Origin of the sequence: Fusibacter ferrireducens (assembly GCF_015352425.1) — a bacterium.
Taxonomy (GTDB): Bacteria; Bacillota; Clostridia; order Peptostreptococcales; family Acidaminobacteraceae; genus Fusibacter_A; species Fusibacter_A ferrireducens.
In genome coordinates this window covers 157,144-177,534 of sequence record NZ_JADKNH010000004.1, presented here as the reverse complement: position 1 = coordinate 177,534, position 20,391 = coordinate 157,144, and the positions used below count along the sequence as shown (strand labels likewise).

Below are 20,391 nucleotides of genomic sequence, written 5' to 3'. Positions count from 1 at the left end.
CATTAAAATCAGTGTTAATAAAATACTCCATACGATCTTTTGTTTTCTACTTCTAATGTTCATACATGCCCTCCTCAGATCCAATTCATATTTATTGACTCTTACTGAAGACTTAAACTCAAATATGTATTGTAAAAGGCTTTCAATAATGCCAACATTTATTATCTTGCTATAAATAAAAAAGAAACTCAACTTAGGAGTTGAGCAGCTTATAAAAATGACTAGAGCTTAAATTTGATGCTCAACTGCGAATTCTAAAATGATTAATATAAAGTCCTTCATATTAATAAACTCATAGAAAAACTGAAGTTGAAGAGAACATTCAACACTTAATCCTATTTAAATTTAAAAAGGCCTCTTGATAAATTAGAAGTAAATTACTTATCAAGGGGCCTTAAATTATTCAAATAAAAACGCTGTTGAAATTCCCTCTTTCGTCCACCCTCCATTCCTACAATTGAATATCTAATTTCAAGCTATCCTTCGACATATTTAAGATATGGGATAAATTCACCATTGCTCTCTACTAGTAAAATATCCGAACAATTTGATGTGTATATATTGCAGCCAACGTCTCATACAGTCGCATCCCAATCGCTAAAATTTGATGTTGCACCTGTATTTTTTATCGTCCCAATCAGAGTCCCTTTTTCAAGGGCCAATTCAATAACCCAGTCAACATCTTTCGCATTCACGTAAGCCATTTTTTCATAAACAAATAAATCAATACTTTTATCTACATTGTACAAAAACTCCGGTTTCGCATTTTCGTCTGTATCATCTGATTGACATCCAATCAATACGAGCAGTAACAAACTATACAAAATGTTTCTCGTAATTTTTTTCATAAAAGTGATCCTCCTTAATTTTGTCAATAAATTATTAGTTAGGGTACCAAAAGTCAAAAGTTGATCAACTCTCTATTCTATGATTTTGTTTGCGGAAAGTATGTATTGCATCACATGTTATATGGTATACACGAAACTAACTTTTAACACTCTATCCATTATAGTTTTTTAAATAAAATCTGCTGCCTCCCTTTCAATCTTATCATTTACATTATAACAAGCAATCTCAAACTCAATGTGATTATATCATTTTTTTCTATTTTTAATATGCATGGCCTATTTGGAACAAAAAGCGTCCTAATTGGAACAAAAACATTTTTTATACACTATTTGTAATATATCTTGCAAAAAAACAACCCCTCACAAATCCATGCATTTACCGCATGATTTATGAGGGGTGTTCTACCTTACCCAATCTCAATCTCTCTATTTTGGAGATCACTTATATTTTAAATACAAATTAACCTAAGAATTGAACGATATCTTCTTGAACAGTTCCAATACCGTTGATGCCAAAAGTTTCAACTAAAACATTCGCCACATTTGGTGACAAAAATGCTGGAAGTGTTGGTCCGAGCTTGATATTTTTAACGCCGAGGTATAAGAGTGCTAACAGCACGATAACTGCTTTTTGCTCATACCATGCGATGTTATAAGAAATCGGCAACTCGTTGATGTCATTGAGTTCAAAGACTTCTTTAAGTTTAAGAGCAATCACTGCTAGTGAATACGAATCATTACATTGACCTGCATCTAATACTCTAGGGATACCACCGATATCGCCAAGATTTAACTTGTTGTATCTGTATTTTGCACAGCCAGCAGTTAAAATCACAGTATCGCTTGGAAGTTCATTTGCGAACTCGGTATAGTAGTTCCTTGATTTCATTCTACCGTCACAGCCTGCCATAACGAAGAATTGCTTAATTGCGCCTGTCTTCACGGCGTCAACCACTTTATCTGCAAGTGCGATCACTTGATTATGTGCAAAGCCACCGACGATCTTACCTGTTTCGATTTCTGTTGGTGCTGGTAATTTCTTAGCATGTTCTATGATTTGACTAAAATCTTTCGCTTTGCCATCAACTCTATTTGGAATGTGGTTAAACCCTTCAAAACCAGCTGAACCAGTGGTATAAACTCTATCTTTATACGAATCTGCTGGTGGTACGATACAGTTCGTTGTGAAGATGATCGGTCCGTTAAACTTTTCAAATTCTTCTTTTTGTTTCCACCAAGCATTACCATAGTTGCCTACGAAATGGCTGTATTTCTTAAATGCTGGATAGTAATGTGCTGGAAGCATTTCAGAATGTGTGTAAACATCTACGCCAGTGCCTTCAGTTTGTGCCAAAAGTTCTTCCATATCTTTAAGATCATGACCTGAAATTAAGATTGCAGGGTTTGTGCCCACACCGATGTTAACTTCAGTGATTTCAGGATTGCCATAAGAAGTTGTATTCGCTTTATCAAGAAGGGCCATCACATTAACGCCGTATTTACCTGTTTCAAGTGTCAATGCCACAAGCTCATCTGCCGATAAGCCATCATCGAGTGTTGCAAGAAGTGCTTTTTCGATGAAATCATAAATCGTTTCGTCTGCAAAGCCTAAGTTCGCCGCATGTTCAGCATATGCTGCCATACCTTTTAAGCCATAAGTAATGAGTTCTCTAAGACTTCTCACATCTTCATTCACTGTGGATAGAACACCCACGCCACTTGTAGATTTGGATTCGAAAGAAGCTCTATCGCCTGTCCATACTGCTGAATCATGATAGGCCTTAGCTGCAAGTTTACCATTTGAATCTAAAGTCGCCTTAATCGCATCTCTGACCTTAATTGCATTTTCAATTTTAGCTGAAATCGCATTTTTATCAAAATTTGCATTTGTGATTGTTGCAAACAAACCATCTAATAATACTTGATCTGCCTCTTTCGTATTCAATCCCGCCGCTCTTGCTTGCTGATTGTATTCAGAAACCCCTTTTAATGTGTAAATCAATAAGTCTTGAAGATTAGCCACATTGTCCGTTTTTCCACATACACCGATTTTAGTACAGCCTTTTCCGCCCGCTGCTTCTTGACATTGATAACAAAACATACTCATTTTAAATCTCCTTTCAAATTTTATAATCATTCCCATAGCTTGAATAACAGCTTCAAGCTATTACTTTAATAAACACCTTTTCACAGTTGAACTCATTTCAAATCAGCAACAAGTATTCCCATTATTTCCCTTTGCAACTTATTTATATCCTTCAACCTTCTGTGCTAATCATATATTAAACTCAAAGAGAATTCGGTAACATGTGTTACATTTAACAATCAATAAGCTGTTATAGGTTTTATGTACACCACACTAGGGATGCCCCCTATGCTTTACACAAAAAAGGATACCTCATAGAGGCATCCTCACTAAATTTTTTGATAAAATTTTTCTTATAATAAGATCTGTAAAATTTATAATTTATTCATCTGCGATGCTGCATAAGCCGCACCAAATCCGTTATCTATATTCACAACCGTCACACCACTTGCACAACTGTTCAGCATGGTCAGCAGTGCGCTGATACCACCAAAACTGGCTCCATAACCAACGCTGGTAGGTACTGCGATTACAGGTTTATCCACAAGTCCTGCCACGACACTTGCAAGCGCACCCTCCATGCCTGCAACAACAATGACCACTTTTGCACCTCTGATCACATCTAGTCTTGCAAATAATCGGTGTATCCCTGCAACGCCAACATCAACAACTTTCTCTACGCGATTTCCAAAAGCAACAGCTGTTTCATATGCTTCTTCAACCACTGGCAGATCAGAAGTTCCTGCCGCTACAATAGCAATATAGTCCTCCGTCACAGGTATAGCTTCGTGAGTCAAAGTGATCACTCTGGCAGCTTCATTGTATTTGGCTTCCATATGAAGAGGTTTTATAGCTTCGTATAGTGCCATAGACGCTCGAGTTGCCAATATATTGACTTGTCTAGACACCATATTTTCAAAGATTTTAATCACTTGATCTATGGTCTTGCCCTCACAGTAAATAACCTCAGGATAACCCACTCTAAGGTGTCGATGGTGATCAATCATAGCGAATCCAAGGTCATCAAAAGGGAGTGAAGATAATGTTTGCATGGCATCTTCTATGGTGACTTCAGATTGCTTAACCTTTTGTAGCAATGACTCCAGTTGATTTTTATTCATAATTTACTCCTTTTCAAGGGTATCATTGAAACTGCCCATTTTATAACCTGACAAATCCAAAGTGACATAATTGAATCCAAAACTTTTTAAAGTCTCTGATATTTGAGACATGATCTCTGGTTTGAGCATTTTATGCATTTCTTTTTCATCCACTTCAACACGTGCTAAGTCCCCATGCTTTCTTACTCGGATTGCTCTAATGCCAAGTCCTATCACGAAAGCTTCTGATTTTTCAATCATTTTAAGTGCTTCAGGTTCCACCAGGGTATCATAGGGAATTCGTGTCAATAAACACGCATAGGGCGGCTTATCCCAAGTTTCAAGTTCTAGTTTTTTAGACCAAGCCCTAATCTCCGCTTTAGTCACTTGACAATTGAGTAGTGGACTTTCGATTTCAAGTTCTTTAAGTGCTCTCATCCCAGGTCTGTAATCACCAAGATCATCAAAATTTGAGCCATCACAAACCACATCGTATTTTTCTCGTTCAGCGATGACTTTGATCTTGCTAAAGATTTCATGCTTACATAGATAGCAACGATCACTTGGATTATATTTAATCGTTTCTGGAATTTCAGCTTCTAAAATGCGATGTTCCAGTTTTAACACCTTAGTCAAATCTACAGCCTCGTCTATTTCCCATGTGGCGATATAGGGTGAACGCACTGTAAGTGCCATAACACGTCTCGAAACCACAGAAGCAACTGCCACTAAAAAGGTGCTGTCCACACCGCCTGAAAAAGCCACTACAATTGAGGGTTTCTCTTCTAAATACTTGCACAACATTTCAAATTTGGGGTCATTCTTTCTCAGTTCATCTATTTTTGATTTTAAACTTGAATGGCTCATTCCTATATTCATCGAGCTGATAACCTTCCTCTCCAATTTTACCGTTTATTTACCAGTGAATTCCTTAATAAAGCCTCATTTACTGCTTTATAGATCTCAGAAAGCGCCACTTGATTTTCAAGTGCCAGAAGTTTGCATTCTTCATACTCTGCCTTTTGATTGACAATTTCACCTTCTAAAAAAGCGGTTTTAACCGTTACTTTACCATATTGCGTTTCAATCTGTTGATAAGTTCTATCAAGTTTTACTTTGTCCACAGGATACTTGCGTAAACCGATGCTTGTGGTTTCCGTAAAAAGTATTCTTTGAAGGGTTTCTATATCTTTAGTTTTTGCCAAGATACTCATTTTAATGGCTGGTCTGCCCTTTTTCATAATGATTGGCGTTTTATAGATATCCAGTGCCCCTTCTGTTAATAAGCGTTCTTCTGCAAATACAAGTTGTTCTGAACTCATATCATCAATATTGGCTTCTAAAATCCACTGTAATTGACTTTCTTGCTTCTCTACGATAATCGCTCTAAGACAATTGGGAATATCTAGATTCCTTGTCCCCATACCAAAGCCGATTTTTTGAGCTTTCATTTCCTTATGCTCTGGAAACTTTGTAACAAAAGCTTTAATAATTGCCGCACCTGTCGGTGTGGTCATCTCATATCCTTTAACTTTTGCAAGTGTAGGCACACCAATTAAAATTTCCGAAGTTGCAGGTGCCGGTACAGGCATTTTACCATGTGCACACTTGACAAAGCCCTCGCCAATTTCAATTGGTGACGCCATTATTTCATCGATTTCAAGCAGTTCCATGCAAATTGCTGCACCGATGACATCAACGATAGAATCAATAGCACCCACTTCATGAAAATGAACTTCATCCACTGTTTTGCCATGTATTTTAGCCTCTGCTTTTGCTATGAGTTCAAAGATTTTTAAGCTATCTTGTTTGACGCGATCTGAAAGCTTACTCTCTTTTATAATTGCTTTAATTTCACCATAGTCTCTAATATGCTTATGATCGTGCCCGTGGTCGTGTGAATGGTCGTGTGAGTGCTCATGTAAATGCTCATGCGGATGATCGTGCCCGTGGTCATGTGAATGATTGTGCCCATGATCATGAGCATTATTGTGATCAATCACATCAATTTTCGTCCCAAATATACCCAATTTTGAATCTCTTCTCATTTTCAAATCAAATTCATGATCCAAACCAAGTTTGCTCAATTCTGATTTGAGCATTTCGAAATCCACGCCAAGATCTACCATTGCGCCCATAAACATGTCGCCGCTAATCCCTGCAAAACAATCTAAATATAAAGTTTTCACTACAACCTCCTTAATTGCCAATCTGCTGACGTTCATAAATCCATATCTTCAACTTCATTGCTATTTCAAGTTCAATTATTTTGCCTCGCGAATTAATTATATAGAACCTTGTCCTATCTTGTAAAGTGTTAATCCTTGAGGGGGCGCAGTCTCTCCGGCGATACGCCTATCACCCGTTTCTAAAATACGTTTTACGCTTTCAGCAGTTCTTTTACCTGCTCCCACTTCTATCAATGTGCCTACAATAATTCTAACCATATTATGAAGAAATCCATTGCCCTCAACGAAAATTTTGATCTCTTCATCGGATTCTGAGAAGGTAATCGCATCAATTCTTCTCACAGTGGATTTCTTCGTCTTATCAGTGCAAAAACCCTTAAAATTATATTCACCTTCAAGAAATGTCGCCGCAGATTTCATCTCACCAATATCCAGAGGCACACCATGATATTGAGTCACGAACTTTCGTTCAAAAACAGGTGGGTAACTTGCTTTCCATATACGATAGAGATAAATTTTTTTCTTGGCGCCAAACCGAGCGTGGTATGCCTCAGAAACAGTTTCAATACTTTTTATGCAAATATCTTCCGGAAGATACTGATTCATATAAGTTATCAATTCTAAACGGTCAATAACTTGTTCTGACTTAAAATTTGCAATTTGATGAAGGGCATGCACACCAGAATCCGTTCTACTTGCCCCATTTATCTCAGTTGCTACGTTTAAAAAACGGGATAACACCGCTTCAATTTTACCTTGAATCGTCATATCTGTATTTTTAAGTCTTTGCCATCCTCTGTACCTAGTGCCCTCATAAGCGATTTCCATTTTATAATTCATAGGATGCGTCTCCCTCTAATAAAATGGGGACTGTTCCACACTTTAAAGCCTTAACGCCTTCCATGAAAAGAGACACATCGGTTTGAATCACTGGAAATGTGTTGTAGTGCATTGGCATCACTTTTATAGGTTTAATCATCTGGACTGCTTTCAACGCATCCTTTATGTCCATTGTGAAATTACCTCCAATTGGAAGCATTGCAAAATCAATTTTCTCCGATTCCAGCAATTGCATTTCAATAGAAACCCCTGTATCACCAGCATGATAAATGGCCTTTCCTTCTATCTCAATAAGAAACCCACAAGGGTTCCCACCCTCTTTTGGTTCACCGTCAATCATGATGGAAGAGCCATGCAATGCAGGAATCATTTTCACACTTCCAAATTCAAAACTTTTTTTGCCACCTATATGCATGGTGTGTGTCTTTACACCAACTTTTTGAAGATGATGTGCCAGCTCTGGATTTAAAATGACCGTTGCCCCTGTCTGTTTTGCAATTTCAACTGTACTGCCAATATGATCACCATGCCCATGTGTCACTAGAATATAGTCTATTTCAGGGAAATTTTCCACCTTCATTTTAGTGATCCCATTTTCCAAAAAAGGATCTATCATAAGTTTAAACTGATCTGTTTCTATTAAAAATGCCGCATGTCCTAAAAAAGTAATTTTCATTTTATGCCTCCTCGTTTTTAATCTAAAAAAAGCCAACGAAAAATTCTCGTCAGCATTCTCCTAATCTGTAACAAAATTCAAATCCAATCCTTTGTCCTGTGCAAGCTTTGTAAGGGAAGATTAAATTTCATCATGCTCAATTACAAGCAGATTCTCTCCTAATTTTTCATCAATTGTATTTAATACTTCCATGACAGATTTATCTGAAGAATAAGGAATTTCAAGTAATACAACTTCATAACCTTCCGATAAATATTTGAGTATATTTTTTTCATACCATTCCAAATAGATACAAGCTCTAGCATCCTGATTAAATTGTCTGCCATAGTTACAAAATGTAACTATATCCGAAGGTTCATTGATTTCTCTAATGCTGTGTTCTTTCACAATTGCTTCAATTTCTGGTGCAACATCCTTATAAGCAACTACAACAACTGAATATTTTATGCTCATCTTTATCCTCCAAGTCCATTACAAGATTTCGTGGGTGCTCTGTACCCTCTAATCTTGCCTTACTATATTATTTACTCCATTATACCAAATTAAATCTGAAAACAACACCTAAATCACTTGAAGTAAAAATTCAAGTGATTTCAATATACTTTAGTATATTACTTTCCAGCTTTACTCCCCTTTAACGGGATACAAAAATATACTCTTCCAAATCCAATAATTTATCGATATCTTTTTTCTCCAGTTTCTTATAGAGTTCTTTTCTGTAGTGCAAACTAAGGGCTTCCTTGCCTTTGATCCCCTTAATTCTAATCTCATCCCAATGGACTTTTTTCTTCTTATAAAAGAGGTCGTAATCAACAATCCGTTCGCCATTTTCTAGATATTCAAGCGCAAGCAATATCGCCTTGATCTCATGTGGCGTGAGGTACGTAAAAAGTGTCACCTTGTAGACGCCCACAATGAGAAAAATTTTTGCGGCATCTTCTCCCCATCCTTCTCTTAGAATAATCCCTGCACCAAGCTTGTCGAGTACGTGAATCAATCGATCATATTGCAGTTTATAGGCCTCATAGCTATCGTATATTTTAATCGTCAAATCATACCATTGCTGTTTATCCAAATTTCTATTGATATACTTCAAAGAGTGATTGTCTAATGTTTTAATCACTTCAGAAAAATGAATCTCTGTAAATACAGCACGCTCATACAAATCACTAAATTGTACCTTTTGATTGATATTGGCCTTAGTGAAGCAAATCACAGTGCCCTGAGTGTGCCCATTGAAGCTTTCCTTGATGGGTTCAATCACACCGTCGAAATCATCTGCGACATTTTCTATAGTCGAATCCATATTGCTGATAACTTGCATGATGACAATTCGTGAAGCTTTCCTAACCTGTCTAATCTCAGAAGCCATATTCTGATTAATGGCAAACATAAGAAAATTTTGGGCCCCTTCATTGATGATGATGCACTTCTCACGATTAAATTTTTGAATATTCTCTTTTGCATTATCTGCGAGATAAACAAGGGTTTGGTGCTGATTCATTTCTGAGATCGCATCATTGAAAGTTAAAACCGTTTCATGTAACAACTTACTTTCAAAATGTTTTATAATGAACTGCTTAAAATGCATTTCATTTTCAGGCTCAATAATGAGTACCTTAGGACCACTTCTGACAAATGACATCATATGATTTTCTCCTTCACTTCATTATATTGTGCGCTTCATTACACTTCTATATACCAATCCTCATTCGAAGCATTCTTGAATCGTCCGTCCCAATGGGATATCTTAAAAAAAAGTACTGCTTATTGGTAATATCCATCACTGTAATTTGCTCTAACCCATTTAAATAAATTTTCCCATCATTGTTCACTTCTGTTTTTTTATACTTATTGTGCCCAAAGAGATAAATATTCGCCTCATAATCGTTTAAAAGTTCAATATAATGGCTATAAGCTATTGTAAATGTTCCCAATTTTAAAGTTTCTGCCTTTTTACAAATATGAAATGGGGTGTTAAGAGCCATTATGGAATCATAATGATCGTGATTTCCCAATGATATATATACCTCACTGTTGGACATTTCTAACATTCTTGTTAACTTCACAAGGTGTTTTCTATACAGATCAATTTTTGAAAAGGACAGTTCCAGTTTGATGTTATCCACCAAATCTCCAGTATGAATAATCCATTTAGGATTAAGTCTCTTTAAAAGATGACTGATGGCAGCATAACTCATTAAAGGCGTATCGCTTATATGTACGAGCAACTCCCCTTTGGTTTCCAATAGTGCCTTAGGCATATAAATGCCTCCAGTCATATATTGCCATTTTTCTTTAAGTGCTTCTTTGATGGACCTCTTTTCAACCGCAATTGACATTTTATCAACCTCAACTCACCCTAGAATTCATCCTATTATTGAAATCATTATACCACAGCCTAAATTAAATGTCTGAAATCAAATTTTAACCCCCAATCTTAAAATTCAATTAAAACGCGCCTATTGAATCTAAAATTCAGTATAATACTACTAAAGACCATCCCTCAAATTTGTTTTAAATATCAGGAGGTAAAAATGTATAAAATCATGGTAGTAGAAGACGATTTTACAATTGCATCCACACTTAAAAATACACTTGAAAAATGGGGTTATGAAGCTTCTATTGTCACTGACTTTGACAATGTCCTGGAACACTTTATCACCTTTTCACCGCATCTAATTCTTATGGATATCACACTTCCTAAATTTGATGGTTATTACTTTTGCCAGAAAATCAGAGAACACGCCACATTGCCCATACTCTTTATGTCCTCTCGAGATAGCAACATGGACATCATCATGGCGATCAATCTAGGCGCAGATGACTATATCACAAAACCTTTTGATCTCAATCTGTTACTGGCCAAAATTACCGCACTGCTCCGAAGAAGTTACGCGTATCAAGAGAACACACTTGCACTCCTTGAATACGACCATCTCATACTCAATCTGGATCAAATGACCGCAACTTACTTTGATGCCACAATCTCACTCACTAAGAACGAACTCCGAATCTTAAAGCGTCTCATAGAAAAAGCACCACAAGTGGTCACAAGAGAAGACATTATGCGCACCTTATGGGATCACGAAAGTTTCGTCGACGACAACACGCTCACCGTTAACATCAATCGTCTTCGAAAGAAATTAGAATCATTGTCATTAACCGATTGGTTACAAACCAAGAAAGGACAAGGGTACGCCATAAATGCTCAAAAACTACTTTAAATATCGTAAAAATCTATTATTACTTCAACTGGTCATCGTCATTACAATATCTTCTATTTTTATGCTGGACCCCCTTGTAAAAATCACAGTTTCCAGTATTGTCTACATCAACGGACTTGTAGGCTTTTGGACGATTTTATTTTTCCTTTGGGATTATCAAAAGTTTAAATCCAACCTCAACTGGCTAGATCATTTTGACTTTGATCCTCCTGCCACACTGGACCCCGTCACCAGCAAGGCCATATTGCGCATGCAAGAAACCGCGCGTCAAAAAGATGATGCCATCACTAAACATCAACTGGAACAGCTGAACTTTAGAGATTTTATAAACAGCTGGGTCCACGGTATTAAGACACCACTCTCAGCAGCAAAGATGCTCCTTGAGGAGTTGCCTTATGATACCGCACATCAAAATTTAAACAAAGAAATTGACAGTATGGCATATTACATTAATCAAACGCTCTTTTACGCGCGCCTTGAAAGCTTTTCAGATGATTACCACATCAAGCCACATGCTTTAAACAATGTATTTAATCGTGCCTTTAAGCAGTTCAAATCTTCGTTCATTTTAAAAGCTCTACAGCTTGAACTTAATATAGAGCCTGTCGATGTACTCACAGATGATAAATGGCTGAGATTCATTTTGGATCAACTGATTTCAAATGCAATTAAATATGCAGATCCAAAGTCTAAACTCACAATTAAAACGACATGTACAGATCAATTCTGTGTTCTCAAGATTCAAAATCAAGGCGTAGGCATTGCACCTGCTGATATCCCTCGAATCTTCAACAGAGGTTTCACTGGTTCAAATGTGCGCTCTCAAAATCAATCCACGGGAATGGGACTCTATCTTGCAAAAAAATCTTGCGATAAATTAGGCCATGATCTATGGATCACTTCTGAAGACGATCTTACCACTGCCTCTCTGAGATTTAAACTTCCCAACGATTATCATGACATCTCTCTTTTTAAAGCTTAAAATGGCATATTTACTATTTGGATTTTGAATCTTACACAAGTGTAAGATAGCACAACTATTTGTAAGTTCATTCGATGGTTTGAAACCCTGTATACCTTTATACTGAAAATAGAGAATAACAAAAATACAAATATCGTCATTTTATATTTTGAAAAGGAGCAAATCATGACCAACATACTGTGTGCGGAAAACATCACTAAAATTTATGGTTCAAAAAACAATCAAACTTTGGCATTGGATCATTTTTCGTTTGAAGTTCATGAAGGTGAATTCTTAGGCATTATGGGCCCTTCAGGTAGTGGAAAAAGCACTCTTTTAAATGTAATTTCCACCATTGATACACCCACGTCTGGTAGAATTCTCTACGAACAAACAGATATTTCTACCATTAAGAAGAAAGCGCTTTCAGATTTCAGACGCGAAAAACTCGGTTTTATTTTTCAAGATTTTAATCTCTTGGATACTTTAAATGTAAAAGAAAATATTTTATTGCCACTTGCCATTGGCAAAGTTCCTTCACTTGAAATTAAGACGCGCATTGAAAATGCCTCTAAATTACTTGGTATAACAGATATTCTTCACAAGTACCCAAGCGAAATCTCTGGAGGTCAAAAACAAAGAACTGCTGCTGCAAGGGCGATGATTAACAGACCCAGACTTATTCTTGCAGATGAACCCACTGGGGCATTGGATTCCAAGTCTTCTCAAAAACTGCTGGAATCCATAAGAACACTCAATACGACTCAAAATGCAACGATTTTAATGGTAACCCATGATCCCTATGCTGCAAGTTATTGTGATCGTATTATCTTCATCAAAGATGGCAAAACATTCACGGAAATCTACAGCGATGGCAACCGAAAGCCCTTTTACAACAAGATTATATCCACATTAGGGGCTCTTGGAGGTGGTATCAATGACCTTCTCTAGTTTAGCGCTTAAGAATATTCACCGTAACTTTAAAAACTATCTACTCTATATTTTTTCAGTTACAATCGCCATCACTTTTTACTACATTTTCTGTTCCATTAAATACAATTCAAAAATCATGTTTGCCTCAGACACTTCTTTGAAATTTCTAGTGATTATGAACATGTCCAGCGTAGTTCTTGTCTTATTCTCCGCTGTTTTCATATGGTACTGTAATGCCTTTTTCACTAAGAAGAGAAAAAAAGAAGTGGCACTCTATACTTTACTTGGCGTTCCGAAAAAGAGAGTTGCCAGAATGCTCTTTTTCGAAAATATGCTCGTAATGGTTTTAAGTCTTACTTTGGGCATCTTAATCGGTATCCTCTTTTCTAAATTCTTTATGATGTTGGTCCTAAAGCTTATGGAGATTCCTGTTGAAGTGGGCTTTTCAGTGCCTTTTCAAGCGGTCCTGGACACAGGTATTATATTTGTGATTCTCTTTGTGATTGCTTCATTTCACAGTGCATCACTCATTTATCGATTTCAAATCATAGAACTCTTTTCTGCCTCTAAAAAAGTGGAACAGGAACCCAAGACGAGTTTTATTTTATCCATAGCTTCTATTCTATGTTTAGGTGTAGGGTATTATCTATCTCAACATATGCTCAATCAACATTTAGCCCTTATTGCACTTGCCGTTTTAATTCTGGTGATCTTAGGCACTTTTGGACTCTTTTCATCAGTGGTTGTGACTTTTACAAAAACACTCAAAAGATTTGAAGGTTTTTATTACAAAGGTGATCACCTCATTGCGGTTTCAAACATTGTCTATCGCATTAAAACACATGCACGAACATTGGCTTTAATTGCCATACTCAGCGCCACGACTTTAACCGCTTTTGGCGTCTGCTATTCATTTTTCTTTAATTATGATCAAAGTACGCATGAACGTTATCCACATTCATATATCTATCAATATGATGATTTAAGTCAAGATAACGAAATCGCACCTGCTTTTATAAATGCAATCGAAAACTCTGGTCATCCATTGGTTTATGATTACCAAATTGAAGTTTCATATGTTCCAGTTGAGATTGTCTCCGCAGGTTCGAAATCAGATGCAGTCGATAATTTTGCTCTCGATGCACAGCGAGATGCTTGGTTTATATCTGAATCCACTGCAAATCTTTACCTTAAAAGTCACCATCTCAATGAAATTTCTGTACCCCAAGGTGAATTTATTGCGATGGACCCATATGCTGCAAGAGGTTGGTACAGTTATAGTAGTATTAAACAAATCTACACGTCTAATCAGACTACACATGACCTTAAAATTACCGATGTATTGCCTTATTATTTGACCTCACAGATGGAACCACCCATTTATATTATGAACGATGAAAGCTATAATCATCTCAATTCGCCTTTGAAGACCTATTTCCATGCATATACCGTACAAAATGACAAAAGCGTCAAACAACTTGAGGCAGATTTAGGGACTATCATCAATAAGTATGATGGTGTAAAACTTCATAGCTTTTATAGAACATATATATCTCTTGGAGATATGAAGGGTCTTATGCTATTTGCAGGTATTTTTATGGGCATTGTCTTTTTGATTTTAACCGGTTCCATCCTCTACTTTAAAATGATCAATGAGGCTGAGGAAGATCAACCCAAGTACACGATTATGAGAAAAATTGGCTATAGCCACCCCATGATTAAACAAGCGATCTATAAGCAAATGGCTGCGATGTTCACTTTGCCGATCATACTCGGTATCTTGCACTCACTCTTTGCACTGCGTGCCTTTGAATCCCTTATGACATCTTCACTTATAACACCTATCCTCATATCGGTGGGCATGTACATTTTCATTTATCTGTGTTTCTATTTGTTAACCGTGCAGTATTACTATCGAACAGCCATTTCTGGAAAATAAAAAATGACCCATTATAAATTTAAACGGCATCCATAAAAATAAAACGGCATCCAAGTTTCCTGCTTTGGGTGCTGTTTTCATATTTGTATCAAAATGAGCTCTCTAACAATCAAAAAGAGAGATCACAATAATTTGTGCATATTTTTTTGTATGAACGCCTTTTTTTTGGGTAAAAATAATTTGTGATCCGTCTAAATTTTAACGAATTGCAATCATTTGTGTTAATTGAGCAGCGAAATTAGAAAGGATGGTTTATTTATGGCAGATGTTTTTAGTCTTGACAACGCTAAAGAAAAACTTGAAGCATTAGATGCTTTCATTGATGCACAGGTATCAAAGAAAGATGGCCTTATTGCGGTGCTTCATAGAGCTCAAGATCTATTCGGGTACTTACCAAGCGAGCTACAACTCTATGTTGCTCGTAAGCTCAACATTCCTGCATCAAAGGTTTATGGTGTTGTTAGTTTTTATTCCTATTTTACGCAAGAAAAGCGCGGTGAATTCACAGTTAGTGTCTGCATGGGAACAGCTTGCTTCGTCAAGGGCGTTGATAAAGTTGTCGATGAATTTACAAAACAACTTGGTGTCAAATTTGGCGAAACGACACCTGATGGTCTCTTCACAATGAACGACGTCCGTTGTATAGGTGCCTGTGGACTTGCACCTGTGGTTATGATCAACGATAAAGTGTTCGGTCATGTCAAAGCTTCTGATGTGGCTAATATTATCGAAACCTGTAAAAATAGCGAAAGGAGCGAATAAACATGCCCATTAAATCTTTAGATGAACTCAAAAAAATCCGCGATAATCAAATCAAAAAAGTAAAACTTCGTGAATCGGGTGATTCCGAAGACCAAACAATCGAAATTCTCGTAGGCATGGCAACTTGTGGTATTGCAGCAGGTAGTCGTGAAGTGCTCAACGAATTTGTGAACATTATCAGTGCTGAATCCATCGATCATATCAAAGTTGTACAAGTTGGATGTATGGGGTATTGTCATAGTGAACCTACTGTTCAGGTTAATATGCCTGGTAAGCAGCCTATTATCTACGGTAATGTCGATAGAGCAACGGTAAAAGACATCGTGGAGAAATACATTAAACAAGGTATCATCATCGATGATCATGTGCTTATTAAAACGTTTAACAGTGCATTGTAAGGAGGGGAAACTATGGCTATAGAAAGAACGCACATAATGGTCTGTGGCGGTACGGGTTGTGTTTCTGCACAGAGCCTTGAAATGGTAGATTTGTTGAAGAGTAAATTAGTAGAGAAAGGCTATGATCAAGAAGTCAATGTGGTTAAAACGGGGTGCTTCGGTTTTTGCGGTCAAGGCCCTATCATCAAAGTTCATCCGGATAATGTCTTTTATGTTCAGGTAGGGCTTGATGATATCGATGAAATTATCAACGAACATATCATAAAGGGCAGAACCGTTGAAAGATTACTCTATAAAGAACCAGAAACTCAAGTTAATCTTGCTAAACATGATGAGATGAGCTTTTATAAAAAACAATATCGAATCGCCCTTAGGAACTGTGGTCTAATCAACCCAGAAGATATCAATGAATACATCGCCTTCAATGGCTACGAAGCACTTGGCAAGGTTTTAGCTGAAAAAACACCTGAACAGGTTATAGAAATCGTTAAAGCTAGCGGTCTTAGAGGCCGTGGTGGCGGCGGATTCTCCACAGGTCTCAAATGGGAGCTCACACGTAAACCTGTTGCAGATCAAAAATATGTTATCTGTAATGCAGATGAAGGTGATCCTGGTGCCTTTATGGACCGTTCTATCCTTGAAGGTGATCCACATTCTGTCCTTGAAGCCATGGCAATTGCAGGATACGCCATTGGCGCAAGCAAAGGGATCATCTATATCCGCGCTGAGTATCCCCTTGCCATCTCCAGACTTCAAGTGGCTATGGAACAAGCTAAAGAATTTGGTTTGCTCGGCGAGAACATCTTTGGTTCTGACTTCAACTTTGACATCGAGATCAAATTAGGTGCAGGTGCATTCGTCTGCGGTGAAGAAACAGCACTTATTCACTCTGTGGAAGGCAGTCGTGGTGAACCCACTAAAAAGCCACCTTACCCATCTATCCAAGGTTATCATAAAAAACCGACAAGCGTTAATAATGTAGAGACTTATGCCAACATTGCTCCTATTATTTTAAAAGGTGCTGAATGGTTCAGCAGTATTGGTACAGAGCAGTCAAAAGGCACAAAAGTTTTTGCCCTTGCAGGTAAAGTGAACAATGTAGGCCTTGTGGAAGTGCCAATGGGAACGACCCTAAGAGAAATTATCTATGACATCGGCGGAGGGATCATCGGCGGTAAAGAATTCAAAGCGGTTCAAACAGGTGGCCCATCTGGTGGCGTCATCACCAAATTGGATTTGGATACACCTATTGATTATGAAAGTTTAAAATCCATCGGCTCCATGATGGGCTCTGGTGGCATGATCGTCATGGACGAAGATGACTGCATGGTCAACATTGCGAAATTCTACTTAGATTTTACACAAGATGAATCCTGTGGCAAATGTACACCATGTCGACTAGGCACTAAGAGAATGTATGAAATTTTAGATAAAATTACCACTGGTGAAGGCACTATGGAAGATATCACTAAACTTCGAAACCTAGGTATAATGATTAAAGACAGTGCATTATGCGGTCTTGGTCAAACTGCGCCAAATCCTGTACTGAGCACACTTGAATACTTCTATGACGAATATCTTGCACATATTCAGGATAAACGTTGTCCTGCTGGTGCATGTAAAGCTCTTGCCAAATATAAAATTGATGAAGAAAAATGCATCGGCTGTACGGCCTGTGCGAGAGTTTGTCCAGTAAGTTGTATCGAAGGTAAGCCAAAGCAAAAACACGTCATTAACGAGGAACAGTGTATTGCTTGTGGCGCATGCTATACAGCGTGTAAATTCGACGCAGTCATCAAACCATAAAGAAGGGGGTATTCTTTTGAAGATGCTTAATATCAAAATAAATGACCTAGATTTACAAGTTTCTGAAGGCACTACTATTCTAGAAGCAACCAAACAAGTTAACATAAAAATACCGACGTTATGCCATCTCAATCTTCATGAATTTGGCATTGTGAATCAAACGGCTTCATGCCGCGTCTGCATGGTAGAAGTCGAAGGACGGCCGGCTCTTGTGCCATCATGTTCAGAGCTATGTACAGATGGCATGGTCATCAGGACGGATAATATTCGTTCTATCACGGCAAGAAGGATGGCTGTGGAACTCTTGCTCTCAAATCATCCTTACGATTGTCTCGTTTGTCCAAAAAATTTGGAATGTGATCTACAGGCATTGGCCTCTGATCTCGGCATTCGCGAAATCAGATATAACGGTGAAAAGATGAACTACGCTAAAGATACCTCTTCTTTCTCGCTCGTCAAGGATCCCAATAAATGCGTCATGTGCCGTCGCTGTGAAACCATGTGCAACGAGGTCCAAACCTGCGGCATCTTGTCTGCTGTGAACAGAGGATTTGATGTCTTTGTCGGTCCTGCTTTCAACCTAGATATGGTGGACACTTCCTGTACTTACTGCGGTCAATGTGTGGCAGTCTGCCCTACAGCGGCCCTCACTGAAGTCAATAACACCGATAAAGTTTGGGATATGCTAAACGATCCTAAAAAACACGTGGTGGTTCAAGTGGCTCCAGCTGTGCGTGTTGCCATTGGGGAACTCTTTGACATGCCTGCGGGTACCATTAGCACAGGCAAAATGGTGAGTTCGCTCAGAGGTCTCGGCTTCGATGCTATATTTGATACCGATTTTGGGGCTGATCTTACCATTATGGAAGAAGCTTCTGAATTAATTCACAGAATCCAAAACGGTGGTCGATTGCCAATGCTCACAAGTTGCTGCCCTGCATGGGTTAAATTCTTCGAGCATCAATTCCCTGATCTTCTAGATATTCCATCCACCTGTAAATCACCACAGATCATGCTCGGTGCCATTGTGAAAAGCTACTATGCTGAAAAAATGAATATGGACCCTGAGGATATCGTCGTGGTTTCCGTTATGCCTTGCCTTGCCAAAAAAGCAGAAGCTGCAAGACCAGAACTCACTAAAGATGAGAACAACAATGTTGACATCGTCATCACCACACGTGAGCTGGGCCTTATGCTTAAAGAAGCCGCTGTTGATTATGCAGGATTGCCTGAAAGTGATTTTGATTCCATCCTCGGCGAGAGTACCGGCGCTTCTGTCATCTTCGGTACAACTGGCGGCGTCATCGAAGCTGCGGTTAGAACTGCTTATGAATGGATTACCAATGAAACGCTTGAAAAGGTAGACTTTGAACAACTAAGGGGTTTTGAAGGGATTCGTGAAGGCCATGTACAAATTGGCGATCTCAATCTCAGAATTGGCATTGCTCATGGTCTCGGCAACGCTCGAAAACTCCTTGAAGAAATTCAAGCTGGCACCTCTCACTTTGATGCCATTGAAATCATGGCATGCCCAGGAGGCTGTATTGGCGGTGGTGGTCAACCATACCATCACGGGGACATGGAAATTATCAAGAAGAGACAGGCTGCAATTTATCAAGAAGATCGCAATAAGGTGCTTAGAAAATCACATGAAAATCCTTATATTAAGAAACTCTATGATGAGTTCCTAGGCAAACCAAACAGTCATAAAGCACATGAACTGCTTCATACGCATTATGTGCCTAAGGAAAAAATTTGATTCATCCGCTGCAAGTTATGCTTTTCAATACACTTTCAAGTTTCTAACACCATTTAAAAAGATGATTTTGAATAAATCAAAATCATCTTTTTTGTCATGTAAAGAATATATTATTTTGCATAGTTTGTTCTCGCCCAACGAGATAAAACAGGTTGAACAGCATTGCCTAGAACAAAACCATTTCCAGTAATAAATCCGTTTAACGCTTCCCTTTTCTCCATTCATAAATAGAATAGACAATCCCTGCCAATGAAACAATTAAACACAAGTAAAATCCGAATCCAGTGTTGGTGACGTTTCCAACGAGTTCTCTCATTTCTGCATTGATGTTAGTCACAATAATGATCGCTATAAATACGAAGAGTGCAAAGGCATACTGAATTAAATGCAATCGGTAGCCCCATTTATGTCTCAATCCACTCAGTATAATCGCTATGACGCCCAATAGAGGTATCAACAACAACAAATAGCCAAGATAGATCACATTTGCCGATGCCGGAAAATTATATGCCGTCCCAAAGGCATTGATCATCTGTACCGCAAAATTAATCCCCATGACAAGGCTCATTCCTGAAAAACCCGCTTTTGAAGTGGCAAACATACTGAAATTGGGGTCCATTGTAAACCAAGGCAAGAAAAATCCAATAATGAGAATTAAACTCATACTCATCCGTATGGTTTGTTTATGCTGAAGAAAATTTGATTGTCTCATACATACCTCTCCTTTTGATAATAAGTCCTAATATGACTTTATTATAGCATATTTATATTTCTTCAATATGACATTTAAATGATAAATCTATCTTTATATTTGATATATTGTCTGATATGATTGATGTGATAACTATGATTTCTTAAGGAGGCACA

General features: G+C 37.9%; 19 protein-coding genes. 8 read left to right on the top strand and 11 right to left on the bottom strand.

The window, feature by feature from the left end:
• Positions 1 to 575: 575 nt before the first annotated feature.
• From ISU02_RS07785 to ISU02_RS07740, 10 genes are all read right to left on the bottom strand, one after another.
• Positions 576 to 848, bottom strand: a complete 273-nt coding sequence (locus tag ISU02_RS07785; protein ID WP_194701250.1) for a hypothetical protein — start codon at positions 846 to 848, stop codon at positions 576 to 578.
• 460 nt (positions 849 to 1,308) lie between these two features.
• Entirely contained in the window at positions 1,309 to 2,955 is a 1,647-nt protein-coding gene (gene hcp, locus ISU02_RS07780) for a hydroxylamine reductase (RefSeq protein WP_194701249.1), read from the bottom strand.
• Positions 2,956 to 3,308: 353 nt separating this feature from the next.
• The gene (gene larB / locus ISU02_RS07775; RefSeq protein ID WP_194701248.1) at positions 3,309 to 4,055 is read right to left on the bottom strand and encodes a nickel pincer cofactor biosynthesis protein LarB; all 747 of its coding nucleotides are present in this window, start codon (positions 4,053 to 4,055) and stop codon (positions 3,309 to 3,311) included.
• Between the two features lie 3 nt (positions 4,056 to 4,058).
• Complete coding sequence (gene larE, locus ISU02_RS07770) at positions 4,059 to 4,901, bottom strand: ATP-dependent sacrificial sulfur transferase LarE (protein ID WP_407646429.1); 843 nt, start codon at positions 4,899 to 4,901, stop codon at positions 4,059 to 4,061.
• 38 nt (positions 4,902 to 4,939) lie between these two features.
• Positions 4,940 to 6,223: a nickel pincer cofactor biosynthesis protein LarC gene (gene larC / locus ISU02_RS07765; RefSeq protein ID WP_323985026.1), complete on the bottom strand. Its 1,284-nt coding sequence runs from the start codon at positions 6,221 to 6,223 to the stop codon at positions 4,940 to 4,942.
• A 96-nt stretch (positions 6,224 to 6,319) separates the two neighbouring features.
• Positions 6,320 to 7,063 (bottom strand): tRNA pseudouridine(38-40) synthase TruA, encoded by a 744-nt coding sequence (gene truA / locus ISU02_RS07760; protein WP_194701246.1) that lies wholly within the window; start codon positions 7,061 to 7,063, stop codon positions 6,320 to 6,322.
• On the bottom strand, positions 7,053 to 7,739 hold the full coding sequence (locus ISU02_RS07755) for a metal-dependent hydrolase (protein ID WP_194701245.1): 687 nt from the start codon (positions 7,737 to 7,739) through the stop codon (positions 7,053 to 7,055). The genes truA and ISU02_RS07755 overlap by 11 nt, the downstream gene beginning before the upstream one ends.
• Positions 7,740 to 7,859: 120 nt before the next feature.
• Positions 7,860 to 8,192, bottom strand: coding sequence for a hypothetical protein (locus ISU02_RS07750; RefSeq protein WP_194701244.1), 333 nt, complete (start codon positions 8,190 to 8,192; stop codon positions 7,860 to 7,862).
• Positions 8,193 to 8,373: 181 nt separating this feature from the next.
• Entirely contained in the window at positions 8,374 to 9,387 is a 1,014-nt protein-coding gene (locus tag ISU02_RS07745) for a hypothetical protein (RefSeq protein WP_194701243.1), read from the bottom strand.
• A 46-nt stretch (positions 9,388 to 9,433) separates the two neighbouring features.
• Positions 9,434 to 10,081, bottom strand: a complete 648-nt coding sequence (locus ISU02_RS07740; RefSeq protein ID WP_194701242.1) for a metallophosphoesterase family protein — start codon at positions 10,079 to 10,081, stop codon at positions 9,434 to 9,436.
• 195 nt (positions 10,082 to 10,276) lie between these two features.
• Between ISU02_RS07740 and ISU02_RS07735 the strand changes: the two genes are divergently transcribed.
• From ISU02_RS07735 to ISU02_RS07700, 8 genes are all read left to right on the top strand, one after another.
• Entirely contained in the window at positions 10,277 to 10,966 is a 690-nt protein-coding gene (locus ISU02_RS07735) for a response regulator transcription factor (RefSeq protein WP_194701241.1), read from the top strand.
• A complete protein-coding gene (locus ISU02_RS07730) occupies positions 10,947 to 11,948 on the top strand; it encodes a sensor histidine kinase (RefSeq protein ID WP_194701240.1) in 1,002 nt (333 codons plus the stop codon). The genes ISU02_RS07735 and ISU02_RS07730 overlap by 20 nt, the downstream gene beginning before the upstream one ends.
• A gap of 165 nt (positions 11,949 to 12,113) precedes the next feature.
• Complete coding sequence (locus ISU02_RS07725; protein ID WP_194701239.1) at positions 12,114 to 12,878, top strand: ABC transporter ATP-binding protein; 765 nt, start codon at positions 12,114 to 12,116, stop codon at positions 12,876 to 12,878.
• Positions 12,865 to 14,799: an FtsX-like permease family protein gene (locus tag ISU02_RS07720; protein WP_194701238.1), complete on the top strand. Its 1,935-nt coding sequence runs from the start codon at positions 12,865 to 12,867 to the stop codon at positions 14,797 to 14,799. The genes ISU02_RS07725 and ISU02_RS07720 overlap by 14 nt, the downstream gene beginning before the upstream one ends.
• A gap of 258 nt (positions 14,800 to 15,057) precedes the next feature.
• A complete protein-coding gene (locus ISU02_RS07715; RefSeq protein WP_194701237.1) occupies positions 15,058 to 15,561 on the top strand; it encodes an NADH-quinone oxidoreductase subunit NuoE family protein in 504 nt (167 codons plus the stop codon).
• A gap of 2 nt (positions 15,562 to 15,563) precedes the next feature.
• Positions 15,564 to 15,959, top strand: a complete 396-nt coding sequence (locus ISU02_RS07710; RefSeq protein WP_194701236.1) for a (2Fe-2S) ferredoxin domain-containing protein — start codon at positions 15,564 to 15,566, stop codon at positions 15,957 to 15,959.
• Positions 15,960 to 15,971: 12 nt separating this feature from the next.
• Complete coding sequence (locus ISU02_RS07705) at positions 15,972 to 17,765, top strand: NADH-quinone oxidoreductase subunit NuoF (RefSeq protein WP_194701235.1); 1,794 nt, start codon at positions 15,972 to 15,974, stop codon at positions 17,763 to 17,765.
• A 22-nt stretch (positions 17,766 to 17,787) separates the two neighbouring features.
• Complete coding sequence (locus ISU02_RS07700) at positions 17,788 to 19,524, top strand: NADH-dependent [FeFe] hydrogenase, group A6 (protein WP_194701452.1); 1,737 nt, start codon at positions 17,788 to 17,790, stop codon at positions 19,522 to 19,524.
• A 199-nt stretch (positions 19,525 to 19,723) separates the two neighbouring features.
• Here ISU02_RS07700 and ISU02_RS07695 read toward each other — a convergent pair whose 3' ends face one another.
• A complete protein-coding gene (locus ISU02_RS07695; RefSeq protein ID WP_194701234.1) occupies positions 19,724 to 20,236 on the bottom strand; it encodes a hypothetical protein in 513 nt (170 codons plus the stop codon).
• Positions 20,237 to 20,391 lie beyond the last annotated feature (155 nt).

Excerpts from the sequence above, each read along its gene's own strand:
- ISU02_RS07750 (WP_194701244.1), bottom strand. The coding sequence starts at position 8,192 with ATGAGCATAAAATATTCAGTTGTTGTAGTTGCTTATAAGGATGTTGCA.
- ISU02_RS07720 (WP_194701238.1), top strand. The coding sequence starts at position 12,865 with ATGACCTTCTCTAGTTTAGCGCTTAAGAATATTCACCGTAACTTTAAA.
- ISU02_RS07735 (WP_194701241.1), top strand. The coding sequence starts at position 10,277 with ATGTATAAAATCATGGTAGTAGAAGACGATTTTACAATTGCATCCACA.
- ISU02_RS07700 (WP_194701452.1), top strand. The coding sequence starts at position 17,788 with ATGCTTAATATCAAAATAAATGACCTAGATTTACAAGTTTCTGAAGGC.
- ISU02_RS07740 (WP_194701242.1), bottom strand. The coding sequence starts at position 10,081 with ATGTCAATTGCGGTTGAAAAGAGGTCCATCAAAGAAGCACTTAAAGAA.
- ISU02_RS07715 (WP_194701237.1), top strand. The coding sequence starts at position 15,058 with ATGGCAGATGTTTTTAGTCTTGACAACGCTAAAGAAAAACTTGAAGCA.
- hcp (WP_194701249.1), bottom strand. The coding sequence starts at position 2,955 with ATGAGTATGTTTTGTTATCAATGTCAAGAAGCAGCGGGCGGAAAAGGC.
- truA (WP_194701246.1), bottom strand. The coding sequence starts at position 7,063 with ATGAATTATAAAATGGAAATCGCTTATGAGGGCACTAGGTACAGAGGA.
- ISU02_RS07705 (WP_194701235.1), top strand. The coding sequence starts at position 15,972 with ATGGCTATAGAAAGAACGCACATAATGGTCTGTGGCGGTACGGGTTGT.
- ISU02_RS07710 (WP_194701236.1), top strand. The coding sequence starts at position 15,564 with ATGCCCATTAAATCTTTAGATGAACTCAAAAAAATCCGCGATAATCAA.
- ISU02_RS07725 (WP_194701239.1), top strand. The coding sequence starts at position 12,114 with ATGACCAACATACTGTGTGCGGAAAACATCACTAAAATTTATGGTTCA.
- ISU02_RS07745 (WP_194701243.1), bottom strand. The coding sequence starts at position 9,387 with ATGATGTCATTTGTCAGAAGTGGTCCTAAGGTACTCATTATTGAGCCT.
- ISU02_RS07755 (WP_194701245.1), bottom strand. The coding sequence starts at position 7,739 with ATGAAAATTACTTTTTTAGGACATGCGGCATTTTTAATAGAAACAGAT.
- ISU02_RS07785 (WP_194701250.1), bottom strand. The coding sequence starts at position 848 with ATGAAAAAAATTACGAGAAACATTTTGTATAGTTTGTTACTGCTCGTA.
- larE (WP_407646429.1), bottom strand. The coding sequence starts at position 4,901 with ATGAGCCATTCAAGTTTAAAATCAAAAATAGATGAACTGAGAAAGAAT.
- ISU02_RS07695 (WP_194701234.1), bottom strand. The coding sequence starts at position 20,236 with ATGAGACAATCAAATTTTCTTCAGCATAAACAAACCATACGGATGAGT.
- larB (WP_194701248.1), bottom strand. The coding sequence starts at position 4,055 with ATGAATAAAAATCAACTGGAGTCATTGCTACAAAAGGTTAAGCAATCT.
- ISU02_RS07730 (WP_194701240.1), top strand. The coding sequence starts at position 10,947 with ATGCTCAAAAACTACTTTAAATATCGTAAAAATCTATTATTACTTCAA.